This window comes from Paracidovorax wautersii (genome assembly GCF_900113035.1).
GTDB lineage: Bacteria > Pseudomonadota > Gammaproteobacteria > Burkholderiales > Burkholderiaceae_C > Paracidovorax > Paracidovorax wautersii.
Map to the genome: position 1 here is coordinate 121,974 of NZ_FONX01000011.1, position 17,585 is coordinate 139,558.

Consider the following 17,585-nt stretch of genomic DNA (forward strand, 5'->3'; position numbering starts at 1 on the left):
GCGGCGGAACCGGTTCGAGCGGGGCGGGGGCGGAAAAAGGCGGTGTCAGCCGGAGCCGTCGGCCGCCTCGGGCCCGAAGCGCTGGGCGAAGGCCTGGGGGCTCACGGCCAGTTGGCGGTGGAAGGCGCGCCGCAGCGTCTCGGCGTGCTGGAAGCCGCAAAGCCGCGCCACGGTCGCCACCGACGCCTGTCCGTGCGAGAGCAGGGCGGAGGCTGCTTCCACGCGCACCCGTTCCACGTAGCGGCCGGGCGTGGTGCCCAGCTCGCGCTGGAACACGCGCGTGAGCGTGCGCGGCGGCATGCACGAGCGCTCGGCCAGCGCGTCCAGCGACAGGTCTTCGCCCAAGTGGCCGGGAATCCATTCCAGCAGCGGTGTGAGGCGTGGCGCGTGCTGCGCATCGGGCGCGACCAGCCGGCTGAACTGTGTCTGCCCGCCGGGCCGGCGCAGGTAGATCACCAGCCTCCGCGCCACGGCCAGCGCCAGCGAGCGGCCCAGGTCGTGCTCCAGCAGCGCCAGCGCCAGGTCGATGCCCGAGCTGACGCCGGCCGAGGTGAAGACATGCGCGTCGCCCTGCAGCCCGGCCGGGTCGTAGGTGTGCAGGCGCTCGCCCTGCAGGCGCACCTGCGGATGGCGCTCCCGCAGCTCGGCGATGCGTTCCCAGTGCGTGGTGGCGGGGCGCCCGTCCAGCAGGCCGGCCTGCGCGAGCAGCAGCGCCCCGGAGCAGACGGAACCCAGCCGCGCCACCACCGGCTCGGCACGGCGCAGCCAGTCCAGCAGCGCCGCATTGCCCAGCTGCGCGGCCACGCCCTGGCCGCCGGGCACGAGCAGCGTGTGCAGGCCCGCGAGCGGTTCGTCGGCATAGGCGGCCTGTGCCAGCGTCTCGAAGCCTGCCGAGCAGGCCACCGGCCCGGGCGCTTCGGCCAGCAGGCGCAGCGCATAGGCGGGCGCGCGGCCCTGGCGGGCCAGCTCGTCGTTGGCCGAAGCCATGACCTGCATGGGTCCGACCACGTCCAGGCTCATGAAGCCGGGGTAGAGCAGGCAGGCGAAGGTGCGACGAGGCGGCGGCAGGGGCATGCGGGGAAGTGTCCGGCGATGCGCCCGTGGCTGCAATGACAATGGCCCCACTTTTTCGGCCACTTTCCTGGATGGCAGAGGACAGGAAGGTCTGCCTTTTCGCTCACCCCGCAGCTTGCCCCTCAGCTCGCGCCGAGCCGTGCCAATCCCGGTGAATTGCCGGATCGGGCAGGCGATGGAAGCCTTCTCCGTTCGGGTTGTTGCGTAGAGCCTGATCCCGCCGGCAAAGCCATAATTACGCAAAATCATGCGAAATGATGGGCGCCCAGGAGACCTGCCGAGGCCTTGCGGATGAGGGGAGATGGGGAGCCAAGACCCGCCGCCCAGCCTGCCCGCTCCGCCCGTCCATCATTCGCCGACCCAAGGACCGCCATGCCCCCCGCGCTTGCCGCCGCCCCGCGTTCCCCGTCGCCTTCGCTGCATGCCGAGGTGGCCGAGCGGCTGCGCGGGCAGATCTTCGCGGGCGCGCTGCCGCCCGGCAGCTTCCTGGACGAGGCGGCGCTCTGCGAGCGCCTCGCCATCTCCCGCACGCCGCTGCGCGAGGCGCTGAAGGTGCTGGTGGCCGAAGGCCTGCTGCGCCATGAGCCGCGGCGCGGCTGCTTCGTGGCCGAGGTGACCGAGCGCGACCTGGACGAGATCTTCCCCGTGATCGCGCTGCTGGAAGGGCGCGCCGCCCACGAGGCCACCGAGCGCGCCGGCAGCGCCGACATCGCCGCGCTGCAGGTGCTGCACCAGCGCCTGCAGGAGCATGCCGAGGCCGGCCGCATCGACGCCTACTACGAGGCCAACTACGCCATCCACGAGGCCTTCATCACCCTGGCCGACAACCGCTGGCTGGCCCAGGTGATCGGCGACCTGCGCCGCATCCTGCGCCTGGCGCGCCACCAGACGCTGCATGTGCCCGGCCGGCTGCAGCAGAGCCTGCACGAGCATCTGGCCGTCTTCGCCGCGCTGCAGCGCCGCGACGCCGCCGCCGCCGAAGAGGCCATGCGCCGACACGTCCTCGCCCAGCGCGACGCGCTGCGCGACATCGCCCGCAACCACCATTCACGGATCGCACCATGAACGCAGCCACCACCTGGATCTCGCGCAAGGTCTCGCGCCTGAGCCCCCTCGACCCCAAGGCGGAGGCCGCCGAGGGCAGCGGCGCCGGCGCGGCAACGAAGCCCGCGAAGGCCGCCGTGCCGCGCACCACCGCCGAGCGGCTGGCCGCCACGCTGCGCCGCGGCAACGAAGCCCTGTCGCCACGCGCGCTGCGCCGCCTGCTGGCCGATCTGCAGGAAGTGGTGGCGCCCCGCGTGAGCGAGGTGGAGGGCGGCCGCCGCGCCGAGGCCGTGGCCGCCTGGTATGCCCAGGCCCAGCCCGAGGAGCGCCGCGACATGTGGCTGCTGATGTGCGAGCAGTTCGCGGCCGATGCCGAGCGCGTCAAGAGCGCCCGCCAGCGCCACGAAGCCGCCGCCGGCACGGCCGACGAGCCGCAGGCCGAGATGCACCTGCGCCGCGCGCTGGTTTCGCCGCGCACGCGCCTGCTGCAGCGCTTTTCCGTCTTCCCGCAGGGCATGCGCTTTCTGGTGGACCTGCGCGCCGAGCTGCTGCCGCACCTCAAGGCCGACAAGCGCCTCCTGCCGCTCGACGCCGAGCTGGAGCATCTCTTTTCCACCTGGTTCGACGTGGCCTTTCTGGAGCTCAAGCGCCTGTCCTGGGATTCGCCCGCATCGCTGCTGGAAAAGCTCATCAAGTACGAGGCCGTCCACGACATCCGCAGCTGGGCCGACCTGAAGAACCGGCTCGACAGCGACCGGCGCTGCTACGGCTTCTTCCACCCGCGCCTGCCCAATGAGCCGCTGATCTTCGTCGAGGTGGCGCTGCTGGCCGATCTCTCCAGCAGCATCACGCCGCTGCTGGACGAATCGGCCGCGCCGGCCGACCTTGCGCGCGCCACCACCGCCATCTTTTATTCGATCAGCAACACCCAGACCGGCCTGCGCGGCGTGAGCTTCGGCGATTCGCTCATCAAGAACGTGGTGGAGACGCTGACCGAAGAATTCCCGCGCCTGCGCACCTTCGCCACGCTCTCGCCCATTCCGGGCTTCCGCGCCTGGTTCAACAAGCAGTGCGCCGCCGCCATCGAGGGCCTGGACGACAAGCGCCGCGCCGAGCTGGGCCGCGCCGTGGGCTTCGAGCCGCCGCAGGCCGCGCACGTGCTGGCCGCCGCCGACAAGGCGCTGGACCTGCCGATCAAGTCACCCGTGCGCCAGCTGCTGCTGCAGTGCGCCGCGCAGTACCTGGGCCGCGAGCTGCAGGACGGCAAGCCGCTGGATGCGGTGGCGCGCTTCCACCTGGGCAACGGCGCGCGCGTGGAGCGCCTGAACTGGGCCGGCGACCCGTCGGCCAAGGGCGTCAAGCAGTCCTTCGGGCTCATGGTCAACTATCTCTACGACCTCAAGCGCATAGACAAGCACCGCAGCCTGCTGGCCGACGGGCGCGTGCCCATGTCCAGCGACATCGAAAGCCTGTGCCGGGGCTGAGCCCAGGCACAGGCCCGCTGGCGCGGCGCGTGGCGCAGGGCCACCGCGCGCCTTCTGCGTTCCATTCCATTCCTTCCAGAGCGTTCACTACAACCACGACGACAGGAGACAAAAGGAAATGAAGCCATCTCTCGCAAGCATCGGCCTGGCGGACCCGTCCGCGGCCCCCGCGGGCCCGCCCGCGCGCTCGCTTTCCCGCCGCGCCTGGCTGCAGGCGGCCGGCGCCGCGGGGCTCGCTGCCACCGGCGCGGTGCCCAGCGCCTGGGCGCAGGGGCAGCCCGGGGCGGCCGGCTGGCCCGCCAAGCCGGTCACGCTGGTCGTGCCGTTCCCGGCCGGCGGCGGCACCGACGCCTTCGCCCGGCCGCTGGCCGCGCAGTTCAGCAAATCCACCGGCAAGAGCCTGATCATCGACAACCGGGGCGGCGCGGGCGGCACGGTGGGCGCGAGCTACGCGGCCAAGGCGGCGGGCGACGGCTACACGCTCTTCATGGGCGGCACGCACCACGCCATCGCGCCGGCCATGTATCCCAGGCTCGACTACGACATCGAGCGCGACTTCATCCCGCTCGCCCTGCTGGCCAGCGTGCCGCAGGTGGTGGTGGTGAATCCGCGCGTGGTCAAGGCCACCACCATGGCGCAGTTCCTCGACTACCTGCGCGCCAACCCGGGCAAGCTCAACTACGCCTCGGCCGGCTCGGGCTCGGCCCACCATCTGGCGGGCGAGCTGTTCAAGCTGCAGACCGGCACCTTCATCACGCACATCCCCTACCGGGGCGCGGGCCCGGCGCTGCAGGACCTGATCGGCGGCAACGTGGACATGATGTTCGACGGCCTGGGCTCGTCGGCCGCGCACATCAAGGCCGGGCGCATCCGCGCGCTGATGGTGGCCGGCGGGCACCGCAACCCGGCCTTCCCCGACGTGCCCTGCGCGGCCGAGGTGGGCCTGCGCGACTACAACGTCACCACCTGGTACGGCCTCTGGGCGCCCAAGGGCACGCCGGCCGACATGCAGGCGCGCATCGTGGGCGAGGTGCGCAAGCTGGGCGCGGCCGACGAGATCAAGACCGCCTGGGCCGCCAACGGCGCCGAGTTCGGCAGCCTCACGCAGCCGCAATACGCCGCCTTCGTGAGCGCCGAGGTCAAGCGCTGGGCGCAGGTGGTCAAGGCTTCCGGCGCCACGCTGGAATGAACGATGCGGCAACGAGCGAAAGGGTGCCGATGACGGCCGCAGCGCAAGTGATCGCGGCCCCGGCCGCAGGCGATGCCGGCGCGGCCGGCGTGTGGCGCGTGGCCCTCAGCCACCCGGGGCGGCTCAACGCCATGTCGCGCGCCATGTGGCGGCAGCTGCGCGCCGTCTTCGAGCAAGTGCAGGCCCGCGCCGACGTGCGTTGCGTGATCGTGGAGGGCGCCGCCAGCACGCTCGGCGAGCCGGCAGCCTTCTGCGCGGGCGGCGACATCTCCGAATACCCGCTGTTCCGCTTCGACGCCGACCAGCTGCGCGACTTCCACGAAGGCGATGTCTGGGGCGGCCTCGCCGCCATGCAGGCCTGCGACGTGCCCATCGTCGCGGGCATCGCCGGCGCCTGCATGGGCGCGGGCGTGGAGATCGCCAGCTGCTGCGACCTGCGCATCGCCGAGCCGGCTGCGCGCTTCGGTGCGCCCATCGCCCGGCTGGGCTTTCCGATGGCGCCGCGCGAGGCGCAGCTCGTGGCCGGCGCCGTGGGCGCGATGACCGCGCGCCAGATGCTGCTGGAGGCCGCCACCTTCGACGCGCACGAGATGGCGCAGCGCGGCTTTTTGAGCCGCGTGGTGCCGGCCGCCGAACTGCAGGCCCAGGTGCTGGCCACGGCGCAGCGCATCGCCGCGCTGGCCCCCCAGGCCGCGCGGCTCAACAAGCGCACGCTGCGCGCGCTCTCCGCTGGCGGCCATGAAGAAAAATGGCCTGCAGCCCAGGACGGGAGCGCGCATTCAGCTATCGATTTAATAGCGGACATAGGCTTCGACCCGTATGCCTATGCCGACAGTGCCGAGCACCGCGAAGGCATCGCCGCCTTCCTCGCCAAGCGCAAGCCGGTCTTCTGACGATCCTCCTTCTTTCCTTTCCGGACTCTTCCTCCACCCTTTTCTTCGACACCTTTCGCCATGAGTGCCACCTCTTCCAGCCAGAACCTCTTCGCCGCGCTGCGCGCCGCCTTCCCTGCCGACCTGGACGCCGTCGCCGTCGAGGCGCATGCGGCCGATGGCTCGCCGCTCCACTACACCTGGCGCGACCTGGAGCACGCCAGCGCCCGCATGGCCAACCTGCTCGCGTCGCTGCAGCTGCCCGAGGGCAGCCGCATCGCCGTGCAGGTGGAAAAGTCGGTCGAGGCGCTGATGCTCTACCTGGCCACGCTGCGCGCGGGCTACGTCTTCCTGCCGCTCAATACCGCCTACCAGAGCGCGGAGATCGAATACTTCGTCGGCAATGCCGAGCCGGCCGTGGTGGTCTGCACGCCGGGCAATTTCGGCTGGGTGTCGAAAATCGCCTTCACGGCCGGCACGCAGCACGTCTTCACCCTGGGCGACGACCGCACCGGCAGCCTGCTGGACCGCGCCGCGCACCACGGCGACGAGCACACGCCCGTGCCGCGCAGTGCCGATGACCTGGCCGCCATCCTCTACACCAGCGGCACCACCGGCCGCAGCAAGGGCGCGATGCTCACGCACGGCAACCTGCTGTCGAACGCGCAGGTGCTCAAGGACTACTGGGGCTGGACGGCCAGCGGCGGCCCCGAAGGCCGGGGCGACGTGCTGATCCATGCGCTGCCCATCTTCCACGTGCATGGCCTCTTCGTCGCCATCCACGGCGCGCTCATCAACGGCAGCAAGATGATCTGGCTGAACAAGTTCGATCCCAAGGCCGTCATCGCCGCGCTGCCGCGCGCCACCGTGTTCATGGGCGTGCCCACGCTCTACGTGCGCCTGCTGGCCGATGCCGGGCTCACCAAGGAAGCGGCGCGCTCCATGCGCCTCTTCATCTCCGGCTCCGCGCCGCTGCTGATCGAGACCTTCAAGGAATGGCAGCAGCGCACCGGCCACACCATCCTGGAACGCTACGGCATGAGCGAGACCATCATGCTCACCAGCAACCCCTATGCGGCCGATGCGCGCCACGGCGGGCAGGACGAGCGGCGCGGCGGCACGGTGGGCTTCCCGCTGCCCGGCGTGAGCCTGCGCGTGGTCGATGACGCCGGCCAGCCCGTGCCCGCCGGCGAGATCGGCAACATTCAGGTGCAGGGCCCGAACGTGTTCCAGGGCTACTGGCGCATGCCGGAGAAGACGGCGGAAGAATTCAGCACCGACGCGCACGGCGGCCGCTGGTTCAAGACCGGCGACGTGGGCCGCGTGGACGAGCGCGGCTACGTCACCATCGTGGGCCGCAGCAAGGACCTGATCATCAGCGGCGGCTACAACGTCTATCCCGCCGAGATCGAGGGCTACATCAACGACATGCCCGGCGTGGCCGAAAGCGCCCTGGTCGGCGTGCCCCACCCGGACTTCGGCGAGGTGGGCGTGGCCGTGGTGATCGCCAAACCCGGCGCGCAGCTCGATGGCGACGCCATCGTGGCGAAGCTCAAGACTCAGCTGGCCAACTTCAAGATCCCCAAGCGCTGCTTCGTCGCCACGGAGCTGCCGCGCAACACCATGGGCAAGGTGCAGAAGAACCTGCTGCGCGAGCAGCACAAGGGGCTGTTCGCCTGAGAACGTCGACACGTTCTGACAGATCGGTGCGCTACAGTCGCGCGCACCGCCTTGCCACCCGACCGAGCCGCGCCATGCCCGTAATGCACATCCGCCTGCGTCCCTACCTCTTCGCCATCGCCGCGCTGGCCGCAGGGATGGCCGCCGTTCCCGCGCATGCGCGGCTGCACGAGTCGCAGATGGACGTGCCGGTCGAGGTCGTCGATGCGTATGGCAAGCATATCGCCCAGCCCATCCGCGTCACCGTATGGTCCGACGATGCGAACCCCGCTCCGGCGCCCGTGCTGGTCTTCGGGCATGGCCGCTCCGCCCATGCCGACCAGCGCGCGGGCATGGGTCGGGCGCGCTTTTCGGACGCGTCGGCGTTCTTCGTGCGGCGCGGATTCATCGTGGCAGTCCCCACGCGGATAGGCTACGGCGTAAGCGGCGGCGAGGATGTGGAGGACAGCGGGACCTGCCAGGACAAGAACTACCCGCCCGGCTACGCCGCTGCGGCCCGGGAGACGCTGCAAGTGCTCGATGCCGTGCGCGCCGCAAGGCCGGATGCGGCCAAGGACCGGGCCGTCGTCGTGGGCCAGTCCTACGGCGGCACCGCTGCCATCACGGTAGGCGCCATGCAGCCCGCCGGAGTGCAGGCCGTGATCAACTTTGCCGGCGGTGGCGGCGGCAACCCGGTCACCCAGCCGGGCAGGCCCTGCGGGCCGCAGCGGCTGGAGAAATTGTTCGCCGGCTACGGTGCCACGCTGCGCATGCCCTCGCTCTGGCTCTATACCGAGAACGATCGCTACTTCGGCCCCACCTATCCCAAGGAATGGTTCGCAGCCTTCCGCGCCGCCGGAGGCACCGGGGAGTTCACCCAATTTCCTCCGCAGGGCGAGGACGGGCACGCGACCTTCTACCGCGCCCCGCAGGTCTGGCAGCCGCGCGTGGCGGAGTTTCTGGACCGCAACGGTTTTCCTGCCCCCGCGGCCACGGCACCGGCACCGGCACCTGCCGCTGCGAAGCCACAGCCCGCGCAGGACCGTGGTCAGGATTGATGTTCGAGCCGGCGTCCACGCACGGCCTTCGCTCTGGCACTGAACCCGCCGTGGTGCCTCAGGCGGTCTTCGGCTCGCCGGTGCAGAAGATGCAACCGGCAGCGGCAGGCGCCGCCGGAGCGTGGCTGCAGCAGTGCTCCAGCCATGCGGCCACCAGCCGGTAGACCGACAGGTTGGTGCGGGCCGTGGGTGCGCAGAGGTAGTAGCCCAGCGGGCTCTCGAAGCGCTGGCCGAGCGGCTCCACCAGCGAGCCGGCCTGCAGTTCGTCCTCCACCAGGCAGGTGGGCACGATGCCCACGCCGAAGCCCGACACCGCCGCGCGGATGATGAGCGAATACAGGTTGAAGCCCGGCCCGAAGCGGCTGCCGCTGGTGTCGCAGCCGTTGGCGGCCATCCAGTCGTGCCAGGCCAGCGGCACCTCGATGTGCTGCAGCAGCGTGGCCTGCTGCAGGTCGGCCTTGGTGCGCAGGGGCAGCGCATCGCGCAGCTGCGGACTGCAGACGATGCTGGTTTCCTTGCCGATCAGGTAGCGGGCATTGGCGCTGGGCCAGTTGCCGTAGCCGTACTGGATGGCGGCGTCGAATTCGTGCGGCACCGCGAAGTCGTGCGCGTGCTGGTAGCGCACGAAGTTGAGCGACACCTGCGGCAGCGTGCGCTTGAAGTGGCCCAGCCGTGGGAACAGCCACTGCGCCGCGAAGGTGGGCGGCACCGAGAAGTTGAGCGCGCCGCCATCGCCCCCATAGGACATGAGTTGCGCGGTGGCCGATTCCAGCGCGGCCATGGCCGGGCGCGTGGCGTTGAGGTAGGTGGCGCCCGCATCGGTCAGCTCCAGCCCGCTCGCCTTGCGGATGAATAGCTTCTGGCCCAGGTAGTCCTCCAGCGATGCGATGTGGCGGCTGATGGCGCTCTGCGTCACGCACAGCTCGCGCGCGGCCATGGTGAAGGCCTGGTGCTTGGCCGCGGAGTGGAAGGCGTTCAGTTCCGAGATGGTCGGGCACAGGCGTCGCATGGCGGGGTATGAGTCCTGGTCATGGGTGGGTGAGATTTTAGGCCGTTGCCCAGGGCCGCATTTGGCCCGTTAAATGCATCCCGTGACAGGTGAATCAAGGCATTTCCTCTCTGGGAAATGCTGCGCTGCACCATGCCCGTGACGCCATGCCCTGGGGTGAGGCGCCCGGGGGTGCTTTGCCTGAGTCATGAGTATTTTCGAACCTGCCTTATCCGAAAGCCCTCCGATGACCTCCTTGCTGATCGACAACTGCCAAGTGCTGGACGTGCATGCCCTCGTGCTGCGCCCCGGGCTCTCCGTCCATGTGCAGGACGGCCGCATCGCCGCCGTGGGCACGGGCCTGCAGGTGCCCGAAGGCACGCGCCGGATCGATGCGAAGGGCATGACGCTGATGCCCGGCATGATCGACTGCCACGTCCACGTCGTGGCCTCGTCCTTCAACCTGGGCGCGGTGGCGAAGCTGCCCAACGTGTTCACCATGATGCGTTCGCTGCCCATCATGAAAGGCATGCTGGACCGTGGCTTCACCACGGTGCGCGACGCGGGCGGCGCCGACTGGTCGCTGGCCGAGGCGGTGCGCACGGGGCTGGTGCAGGGCCCGCGCATCTTCCCCTCGGGCAAGGCGCTGTCGCAGACGGGCGGCCATGCGGACTTCCGCCAGCGCAGCGACGACCTGGACGTGTGCTCGTGCGCCTACAAGCTGGGCAACATCGGCCGCGTGGTCGATGGCGTCGATGCCTGCCGCCTCGCGGTGCGCGAGGAGATCCTCAAGGGCGCGACGCAGATCAAGGTCATGGCCTCGGGTGGCGTGGCCTCGCCCAACGATCCGATCGGCAACCTGGGCTATTCCGAGGCCGAGCTGCGCGCCATCGTCGAAGAGGCCGACAACGCCAACACCTACGTGATGGCCCATGCCTACACGCCGCGCGCCATCGCCCGCGCCGTGCGATGCGGCGTGCGCACCATCGAGCACGGCAACCTGGTCGATGCCGCCACGGCCGACCTGATGGCCGAGCGCGGCGCCTTCATGGTGCCCACGCTCATCACCTACGAGGGCCTGGCCAACGAGGGCGAGCGCTACGGCCTGCCGGCCGCATCGGTCAAGAAGATCGCCGACGTGCGCACGCACGGCCAGCAGGCGCTGCGGGTGCTCGACCAGGCCGGCGTGCGCATGGGCTTCGGCAGCGATCTGCTGGGCGAAACGCATGGCATGCAGGCCGGCGAACTGCTGCTGCGCAGCCAGGTGCTGGGCACCGCCAAGGTGATCCAGCAGGCGACGCTGATCGGCGCCGAGATCCTGAATCAGCAGGGGCTGCTGGGCGAGGTGAGCGAAGGCGCCTACGCAGACCTGTTGCTCGTCGATGGCAATCCGCTCGACGACATCGCGTTGCTGACCCGTGCGGAATCCATCAAGTTGATCCTGGTGCGCGGCGACATCCACAAGCACGCCGATTGATCCGCCGGCTCCCCTCCACCCATTCGGAATCTCCACCATGTACACAGTGTCGGAACGTCTGGAGCGGCTGCCTTTCAGCCGCTTTCATTTCAAGTTGCTGATGATCGGGGGGCTGGGCCTGGCGTTCGAGGCGCTGGATGCCGGCATCATCGCCTTCATCATCCCGTCGCTGCGCGCGCAGTGGGGCCTGAGCGGCGGCGAGGTGGGCTGGATCGCCAGCAGCACCTATGTCGGCTTTCTGGTCGGGGCCTTGCTCTCGGGCATCATCGGCGACCGCTTCGGCCGCAAGAAGGTCATGATGTGGGCGCTGCTGCTGTTCTGCGTGGCCACCTTCTGCAACGCCTTCGCCAGCAACTTCCACGAGTTCTACATCTTGCGCATGATCGCCGGCGTGGGCATGGGTGCGGAGGGCGCCATCATCGCGCCCTACCTGGCCGAATTCGTCAGCAGCCGCTACCGGGGCCGCTTCACCGGCGCTCTGGCGGGCTTCTTCTCCTTCGGCTTCGTGCTGTCGGCGCTGCTGGGCTACTTCATCGTGCCGCTGAGCGACGACGGCTGGCGCTGGATCATGATCATCGCGTCGGTCCCCGTGCTGCTGCTGCTGTGGTGGCGCAAGTCGCTCTTCGAGTCGCCGCGCTGGCTCGAGATGACGGGACGCACGCAGGAGGCGGGCCAGACCTGCAGCGCCATCGAAAGCGAAGTCGAGAGGCACCTCGGCCGGCCGCTGCCGCAGCCGGTGGCCAGCCGCAAGGCGGCCAGCACCGTGGCCGCAGAGCAGGGCGTCTGGGGCAAGCTGGCGGCGCTCTTCTCGCCCGCCTACCGGGGCACCACGGCGCTGATCTGGCTGCTGTGGATCACCGTGCTGTTCTGCTACTACGCCTTCCTGGTGTGGATCCCGAGCCTGCTGGTCGCCAAGGGCTTCACCATCACGAAGAGCTTTTCGTTCACGATCCTGATCTACTTGGCCCAGATCCCGGGCTACTACTCCGCGGCCTATTTCAACGACCGCTTCGGCCGCAAATATACGATCCTGGCGTACATGCTGGTGTCCTGCCTCGCGGCGCTGGGGCTGGCGCTGGCCCAGAACGAGACGCAGATCATCGCGCTGAGCATGCTGCTGTCGTTCGGCATGAACGGCGTCATCGCCGGGCAGTACACCTATACCGCCGAGATCTATCCCACCTCCATCCGGGCCACCGGCATGGGCGCGGCATCGGCGTTCGCGCGCATCGGCTCGATCGCCTCGCCGACCATCGTGGGCGTCGCCTACCCGGTGCTCGGCTTCGCCGGGGTGTTCGTGATGATGACGTCGATCCTGCTGGTGGGCGGCCTGGGCATCCTGCTGTTCGGCAAGAACACCCGCGGCGTGTCGCTCGAGGACATCAACGCATGACGGGCCACGAAGCTCCGCACGCCCCGGAAGGTGGCGCCGCGCCCGCGGCGGAGCAGGCCTTGCCGGCCTTGTCCGCCCTGGCCGGGCATGCCCGCCGCCTGGCCCTGGCCGCCGACCGGCCCGCGCAGTGGGCGGCCATTTCGGCCCTGCTGGAGCAGGCCTTCGGCCACCGCCTGTTCACCGCGCTGTCGTATCTGCACGAGCGCCAGATCATGCGGCGGCTCTACACCTCCGACGGCGCGATCAGCCCGCTCGGAGGCTATAAATCCACGGGCAACGGACCCTGGTCGCGCCACGTGCTGGAGCAGGGCCGGATCTACGTTGCGCACGATGCGGGCGACGTGCGCACGGTGTTCTCCGAAGCGCAGATGCTGATCGATCGCGGGCTGTGCTCCGCCTTCAATCTGCCGGTGCGGTATGAGGGGCGGGTGGTCGGCTCCCTCAATCTCCTGAGCCATGCGCAGGCGTACCGGCATGCCGACCATGCCCTGGGCGAAATCATCGCGGGCCTTTGCGCGCCGATCTTCGTCGAGGAGCTGCGGATCACGCAGCGCGAGGCCGCGGCGATCCCGCGCGCGGATCTCGACCAGGTCTGAGAACGGGTTCAGCGCAGCACCAGCACCGGAATCTTCGAGTGCGTCAGCACGTACTGCGTCTCGCTGCCCAGCAGCAGGCGCTGCAGGCTCTTGCGTCCGCGCGAGGCCATGACGATCAGGTCGCAATGGTGCTTGGCGGCTGCGGCGATCACCGTTTCCGCGACCAGGTCGGACTTGCTGACCACGGGCTTGACCGTCACGTCGCGGGCGCGCCCCAGGGCCTTGACGCCCTCGACCATCGCCTTGGCGGCAGCGGCCCATTGCGCCTCGATGCGCTTGATCTCGGCGTTGTCGATCGACAGGCCGCCCTCGAAATAGCTGCGCGGGTAGCGCGGCACGACATGCAGGGCCACCACGGTGGCGCCGCACAGCGCGGCCAGGCCCAGCCCGTGTTCGATGGCCTTGTCCGAAAGCGGGGAGCCGTCGGTGGCGATCAGGATGCGTTGGTACATGGAATGCCTCCTTGGATGGGCCGCGGCTATGTGCCGGGCCCGAGCCTGCAGCTTACGAAGGACCGTGGCCCCCGGGCTTGATGCAGGTCAATGCGCGGGCGGGGCAGGGCGCCTAGCCTTGGCGGCATGCTGTCGTCTCCACCTCGCGCCGCGCCGCCGGAACCCGCCCAGGCCCCGGAGGCCGCCGCCCTGATCGACGATCCGCAGGAGTGGCAGGCCTTCAGCCGGCCCGTGGGCGTGCCAGAGGATGCCTGCTGGGAATCGCACGTCGTGCTCGAAGGCATGCACTGCGCGGCCTGCGCGCTCGCCATCGAGGCGGCGCTGCGCAGCGTGCCCGGCGTGGCCCAGGCCGATGTGAGCGCCGCCGCCCAGCGCGCCCGCGTGGTCTGGCAGGCCGGGCAGGTGCGGCCTTCGCAGTGGATGGGCGCGGTGATGCGCGCCGGCTACCGGGCGGTGCCGGCGCTCGACGCCTTCGCGCGCGAGCAGCGCCAGCGCGAGCAGCGCCGCGCCCTGTGGCGCTGGCTGGTGGCGGGCTTTTGCATGATGCAGGTGATGATGTATGCGTGGCCCGCCTACCACGCCATGCCGGGCGATCTCACGCCCGAGATGGAGCAGCTGCTGCGCTGGGCCTCGTGGGTCATCAGCCTGCCGGTGATGCTGTTCGCCTGCGGGCCGTTCTTCTCCAGCGCGCTGCGCGACGTGCGCCACGGCCGCATCAGCATGGATCTGCCGGTGGCGCTGGGCATCGCCATCAGCTTCGCGGTCAGCACGGCCGGCACCTTCGATGCGGCGGGCCCGTTCGGGCACGAGGTGTACTACGACTCCCTCACCATGTTCGTCTTCTTCCTGCTCACCGGCCGGTGGCTGGAGCTGCGCCTGCGCAGCCGCACCGCCGGCGCGCTGGAGTCGGTGATGAACCGCCTGCCCGACAGCGTGCTGCGGCGCGGCGCCGACGGCGGCTTCACGCGCATCGCCGCGCGCCGCCTGGCCGTGGGCGACACCGTGCGCGTGCTGCCCGGCGAGGCCTTTCCGGGCGATGGCCGCATCGTGCGCGGCAGCACGCAGGCCGACGAGGCGCTGCTGACGGGCGAATCCACGCCTGTGCTGCGGGCCGAGGGCAGCGCCGTGGCGGCGGGCAGCCACAACCTGCTGGCCGCCGTGGACGTGCTGATCGAGCGCCTGGGCCCGCAGACGCGCTTCGGCGAGATCGTGGCGCTGATGGAAAGCGCAGCGCTGCAAAAGCCCCGCCTGGCCCAGCTGGCCGACCGCATCGCCCGGCCGTTCCTCGTGGCCGTGCTGCTGGCCGCGGGCCTGGCTGCCGCCTGGTGGTGGCCCACGGACCCGGGCCATGCGCTGATGGTGGCGGTGGCCGTGCTCATCGTCACCTGCCCGTGCGCGCTGTCGCTGGCCACGCCCGTGGCCATGCTCACGGCCGCCGGCACGCTGGCGCGCCAGGGCGTGCTGGTGCGCAACCTGCAGGGGCTGGAAGCGCTGGCCGGCGTGGACACCATCGTCTTCGACAAGACCGGCACGCTGACCGAAGGCGGGCTGGGCCTGGATGCCGTGCGGCCCGCGCCCGGCAGCGGCTTGGACGCGGCCGGCGCGCTGGCCCTGGCGGCGGCGCTGGCGCGGCATTCGCTGCATCCGGCCTCGCAGGCCATCGTGCAGGCGGCGGGGGCTGCAGCATCCGGCGGCGCGGCGCCGGAGCTGGCCGATGTGCAGGAGCTGCCCGGCCGCGGCCTGCAGGCGCGGGCGGCCGATGGCGCCGTGCTGTGGCTGGGTTCGGCGCGCTTCGCCGGCGTGGCGCCCGTGCCGGGCGAAGACGCCGGGCCGGTGGTGGTGCTGTCGCGCCAGAGCGGGCAGGGCGTGCCGCAGTGCCTGGCGCGCTTCGCGCTCAGCGAGGCCCTGCGGCCCGATGCCGCCGCAGCCATCGCGCAGCTGCGCGAAGCGGGCGTGCAGGTGCTGCTGCTCTCGGGCGACCGCGATGCCGCCGCGCAGCGCGTGGCCGCGCTCGCGGGCATCGTGGATGCGGCGGGCGATTGCGCACCGCAGGACAAGTGGCAGCGGCTGCAGGCGCTGCAGGCGCAGGGCCGGTACGTGGCGATGGTGGGCGACGGCCTCAACGACGGGCCGGTGCTGGCGGGCGCGCATGTCTCGTTCGCCTTCGGGCGCGCCGTGCCGCTGGCGCAGGCGCAATCGGATTTCGCGGTGCTGGGCGAGCGGCTCGTGCGCGTGCCGCAGGCCCTGCTGCTGGCGCGCCGCACGATGCGCGTGGTGCGCCAGAACCTGGCCTGGGCCGCGGCCTACAACGCGCTGTGCGTGCCGCTGGCCGTGGCCGGCTGGATGCCGGCCTGGCTCGCGGGGCTGGGCATGGCGGCCAGCTCGCTGCTGGTGGTGATGAACGCCGCACGCCTGGCGCGCTGGCCGGGCGAGGCGCCGGCCACTGCACAGGCCGCTGCAACGCCCGCCGCACCCGCTGCCGTGCTGGAGGCGGTGTGACATGGACATCCTCTACCTGCTGATCCCTCTCTCGGTGGTGCTGGTGCTGGCCGTGCTCGCGGGCCTGTGGTGGGCCGTGGACCGCGGCCAGTTCGAGAACGTGGAGCAAGAGGGCGAGCGCATCCTCGACGACGAGACGCGCTGAGCGCACGGAGCGCTCCGGGCGTGCCGGCAACGCTGTGGGGGCGCTGCGGCCCGCGCAGGAATCGGTGCGTCCGTTCGGCGTGCACAGCCGCGCGCGCGGCACTCAGTGATGCGGCGCACCTTCCTGGAAACCTTCTGAAACCCGGTTGATGTGCGTCAACGGGCCGGGGCGGCACCTGCAACACACTGGCCCCGCAATACAAGAGGTGCCCGATGGATTCTTCTCAAACCCGTGCTGCGCATTACGACGATTCGGTCGTGCGGCAGTTCTCGATCATGGCGGTGGTGTGGGGCGTGGTCGGCATGCTGGTGGGCGTGGTCATCGCCGCGCAGCTGGCCTGGCCCGAACTCAACTTCGGCATTCCCTGGCTCAGCTACGGCCGCCTGCGGCCGCTGCATACCAATGCGGTGATCTTCGCCTTCGGCGGCTGCGGCCTGTTCGCCACCAGCTACTACGTGGTGCAGCGCACCTGCCAGACGCGGCTCTTCGCCGGGCCGCTGGCCAAGTTCACGTTCTGGGGCTGGCAGCTGGTCATCCTGGCCGCGGCCATCAGCCTGCCGCTGGGCTACACCTCCGGCAAGGAATACGCCGAGCTGGAGTGGCCCATCGACATCCTGATCGCGGTGGTGTGGGTCTCCTACGCCATCGTGTTCTTCGGCACGGTGGGCAAGCGGCGCGTGCGCCACATCTACGTGGCCAACTGGTTCTTCGGCGCCTTCATCATCGCCGTGGCGCTGCTGCACATCGTCAACAGCGCGGCCGTGCCTGCGGGCTGGATGAAGAGCTATTCGGCCTATGCCGGCGTGCAGGACGCGATGGTGCAGTGGTGGTACGGCCATAACGCCGTGGGCTTCTACCTCACCACGGGCTTCCTGGGGATGATGTATTACTTCATCCCCAAGCAGGCCGGCCGCCCGGTGTACAGCTATCGCCTGTCCATCGTGCACTTCTGGGCGCTGATCTTCACCTACATGTGGGCCGGCCCCCACCATCTGCACTACACGGCGCTGCCGGACTGGACGCAATCGGTGGGCATGGTGTTCTCGCTGATCCTGCTGGCCCCCAGCTGGGGCGGGATGATCAACGGGATCATGACCCTCTCGGGCGCCTGGCACAAGCTGCGCACCGACCCCATCCTGCGCTTCCTGATCGTGTCGCTGTCGTTCTACGGCATGTCCACGTTCGAGGGTCCGATGATGTCCATCAAGACCGTCAACGCGCTGAGCCACTACACCGACTGGACCATCGGCCACGTGCATTCCGGCGCTTTAGGCTGGGTCGGCCTCATCACCATGGGCTCGCTCTACTACCTGATTCCGCGCCTCTTCGGCAAGGACAAGATGCATTCGGTGCCCGCCATCGAGCTGCACTTCTGGATGGCCACCGTGGGCATCGTGCTCTACATCGCCGCCATGTGGATCGCCGGCGTCATGCAGGGCCTGATGTGGCGCGCCATCAACCCGGACGGCACGCTCACCTACACCTTCGTCGAAGGCGTGAAGGCGACCTATCCGTTCTACGTGATCCGCTTCGTGGGCGGCCTGATGTACCTGGGCGGCATGGCCGTGATGGCCTGGAACGTATGGATGACGGCCGTCGGCGGGCGTTCGGTCAAGGTGGCCATCCCCATGGTCCAGCCGGCCCACGCCTGAGCT

Annotated in this window: 15 protein-coding genes; 12 read left to right on the forward strand and 3 right to left on the reverse strand. The window is 70.2% G+C overall.

Translation table 11 applies throughout. From position 1 onward, the window contains the following. Positions 1-45 precede the first annotated feature (45 nt). Positions 46-1,074 (reverse strand): GlxA family transcriptional regulator, encoded by a 1,029-nt coding sequence (locus tag BM070_RS16145; RefSeq protein WP_245785253.1) that lies wholly within the window; start codon positions 1,072-1,074, stop codon positions 46-48. A gap of 372 nt (positions 1,075-1,446) precedes the next feature. On the opposite strand from BM070_RS16145, the gene BM070_RS16150 reads away from it, so the two are divergent. From BM070_RS16150 to BM070_RS16175, 6 genes are all read left to right on the forward strand, one after another. Beyond that, complete coding sequence (locus BM070_RS16150) at positions 1,447-2,139, forward strand: GntR family transcriptional regulator (RefSeq protein ID WP_092940368.1); 693 nt, start codon at positions 1,447-1,449, stop codon at positions 2,137-2,139. Further along, entirely contained in the window at positions 2,136-3,602 is a 1,467-nt protein-coding gene (locus tag BM070_RS16155; protein WP_092940369.1) for a malonyl-CoA decarboxylase, read from the forward strand. Before BM070_RS16150 ends, BM070_RS16155 begins: the two co-directional genes overlap by 4 nt. A 118-nt stretch (positions 3,603-3,720) precedes the next feature. Next, positions 3,721-4,791 (forward strand): Bug family tripartite tricarboxylate transporter substrate binding protein, encoded by a 1,071-nt coding sequence (locus BM070_RS16160; RefSeq protein WP_092940370.1) that lies wholly within the window; start codon positions 3,721-3,723, stop codon positions 4,789-4,791. A 29-nt stretch (positions 4,792-4,820) separates the two neighbouring features. Further along, entirely contained in the window at positions 4,821-5,684 is an 864-nt protein-coding gene (locus BM070_RS16165) for an enoyl-CoA hydratase/isomerase family protein (protein ID WP_092940410.1), read from the forward strand. Between the two features lie 60 nt (positions 5,685-5,744). Continuing rightward, positions 5,745-7,343, forward strand: a complete 1,599-nt coding sequence (locus BM070_RS16170; RefSeq protein WP_092940371.1) for a malonate--CoA ligase — start codon at positions 5,745-5,747, stop codon at positions 7,341-7,343. 74 nt (positions 7,344-7,417) lie between these two features. Then, positions 7,418-8,380, forward strand: coding sequence for an alpha/beta hydrolase family protein (locus tag BM070_RS16175; RefSeq protein WP_175518525.1), 963 nt, complete (start codon positions 7,418-7,420; stop codon positions 8,378-8,380). A gap of 58 nt (positions 8,381-8,438) precedes the next feature. On the opposite strand, the gene BM070_RS16180 is transcribed toward BM070_RS16175, so the two are convergent. Further along, complete coding sequence (locus tag BM070_RS16180; RefSeq protein ID WP_092940372.1) at positions 8,439-9,389, reverse strand: LysR substrate-binding domain-containing protein; 951 nt, start codon at positions 9,387-9,389, stop codon at positions 8,439-8,441. 226 nt (positions 9,390-9,615) lie between these two features. On the opposite strand from BM070_RS16180, the gene BM070_RS16185 reads away from it, so the two are divergent. Genes BM070_RS16185 through BM070_RS16195 form a run of 3 tightly spaced genes read left to right on the forward strand, consistent with a single transcriptional unit; the run spans position 9,616 to position 12,834 of the window. Further along, entirely contained in the window at positions 9,616-10,845 is a 1,230-nt protein-coding gene (locus BM070_RS16185) for a metal-dependent hydrolase family protein (protein WP_092940373.1), read from the forward strand. A gap of 37 nt (positions 10,846-10,882) precedes the next feature. Continuing rightward, the gene (locus BM070_RS16190) at positions 10,883-12,238 is read left to right on the forward strand and encodes an MFS transporter (protein WP_092940374.1); all 1,356 of its coding nucleotides are present in this window, start codon (positions 10,883-10,885) and stop codon (positions 12,236-12,238) included. Next, on the forward strand, positions 12,235-12,834 hold the full coding sequence (locus tag BM070_RS16195; protein ID WP_245785254.1) for a GAF domain-containing protein: 600 nt from the start codon (positions 12,235-12,237) through the stop codon (positions 12,832-12,834). The genes BM070_RS16190 and BM070_RS16195 overlap by 4 nt, the downstream gene beginning before the upstream one ends. Positions 12,835-12,842: 8 nt before the next feature. On the opposite strand, the gene BM070_RS16200 is transcribed toward BM070_RS16195, so the two are convergent. Then, the gene (locus BM070_RS16200; RefSeq protein WP_092940375.1) at positions 12,843-13,286 is read right to left on the reverse strand and encodes a universal stress protein; all 444 of its coding nucleotides are present in this window, start codon (positions 13,284-13,286) and stop codon (positions 12,843-12,845) included. 126 nt (positions 13,287-13,412) lie between these two features. On the opposite strand from BM070_RS16200, the gene BM070_RS16205 reads away from it, so the two are divergent. The 3 genes from BM070_RS16205 (at position 13,413) to ccoN (ending at position 17,582) form a co-directional block, all read left to right on the forward strand. Then, positions 13,413-15,785 carry a heavy metal translocating P-type ATPase gene (locus BM070_RS16205; protein ID WP_092940376.1) on the forward strand — a complete coding sequence of 791 codons (2,373 nt, stop codon included), beginning with the start codon at positions 13,413-13,415 and terminating at the stop codon, positions 15,783-15,785. 1 nt (position 15,786) lies between these two features. Next, positions 15,787-15,930, forward strand: a complete 144-nt coding sequence (ccoS, locus tag BM070_RS16210; protein ID WP_092940377.1) for a cbb3-type cytochrome oxidase assembly protein CcoS — start codon at positions 15,787-15,789, stop codon at positions 15,928-15,930. A 212-nt stretch (positions 15,931-16,142) separates the two neighbouring features. Beyond that, positions 16,143-17,582 carry a cytochrome-c oxidase, cbb3-type subunit I gene (gene ccoN / locus BM070_RS16215; RefSeq protein ID WP_092940378.1) on the forward strand — a complete coding sequence of 480 codons (1,440 nt, stop codon included), beginning with the start codon at positions 16,143-16,145 and terminating at the stop codon, positions 17,580-17,582. The last annotated feature ends 3 nt before the right edge of the window (positions 17,583-17,585 follow it).

What these genes read in the sequence shown, in the direction of transcription:
- BM070_RS16195 (WP_245785254.1), top strand. Translation starts at nt 12,235, where the DNA reads ATGACGGGCCACGAAGCTCCGCACGCCCCGGAAGGTGGCGCCGCGCCC.
- ccoN (WP_092940378.1), top strand. Translation starts at nt 16,143, where the DNA reads ATGGATTCTTCTCAAACCCGTGCTGCGCATTACGACGATTCGGTCGTG.
- BM070_RS16200 (WP_092940375.1), bottom strand. Translation starts at nt 13,286, where the DNA reads ATGTACCAACGCATCCTGATCGCCACCGACGGCTCCCCGCTTTCGGAC.
- ccoS (WP_092940377.1), top strand. Translation starts at nt 15,787, where the DNA reads ATGGACATCCTCTACCTGCTGATCCCTCTCTCGGTGGTGCTGGTGCTG.
- BM070_RS16155 (WP_092940369.1), top strand. Translation starts at nt 2,136, where the DNA reads ATGAACGCAGCCACCACCTGGATCTCGCGCAAGGTCTCGCGCCTGAGC.
- BM070_RS16190 (WP_092940374.1), top strand. Translation starts at nt 10,883, where the DNA reads ATGTACACAGTGTCGGAACGTCTGGAGCGGCTGCCTTTCAGCCGCTTT.
- BM070_RS16205 (WP_092940376.1), top strand. Translation starts at nt 13,413, where the DNA reads ATGCTGTCGTCTCCACCTCGCGCCGCGCCGCCGGAACCCGCCCAGGCC.
- BM070_RS16180 (WP_092940372.1), bottom strand. Translation starts at nt 9,389, where the DNA reads ATGCGACGCCTGTGCCCGACCATCTCGGAACTGAACGCCTTCCACTCC.
- BM070_RS16150 (WP_092940368.1), top strand. Translation starts at nt 1,447, where the DNA reads ATGCCCCCCGCGCTTGCCGCCGCCCCGCGTTCCCCGTCGCCTTCGCTG.
- BM070_RS16145 (WP_245785253.1), bottom strand. Translation starts at nt 1,074, where the DNA reads ATGCCCCTGCCGCCGCCTCGTCGCACCTTCGCCTGCCTGCTCTACCCC.
- BM070_RS16170 (WP_092940371.1), top strand. Translation starts at nt 5,745, where the DNA reads ATGAGTGCCACCTCTTCCAGCCAGAACCTCTTCGCCGCGCTGCGCGCC.
- BM070_RS16165 (WP_092940410.1), top strand. Translation starts at nt 4,821, where the DNA reads ATGACGGCCGCAGCGCAAGTGATCGCGGCCCCGGCCGCAGGCGATGCC.
- BM070_RS16185 (WP_092940373.1), top strand. Translation starts at nt 9,616, where the DNA reads ATGACCTCCTTGCTGATCGACAACTGCCAAGTGCTGGACGTGCATGCC.
- BM070_RS16175 (WP_175518525.1), top strand. Translation starts at nt 7,418, where the DNA reads ATGCCCGTAATGCACATCCGCCTGCGTCCCTACCTCTTCGCCATCGCC.
- BM070_RS16160 (WP_092940370.1), top strand. Translation starts at nt 3,721, where the DNA reads ATGAAGCCATCTCTCGCAAGCATCGGCCTGGCGGACCCGTCCGCGGCC.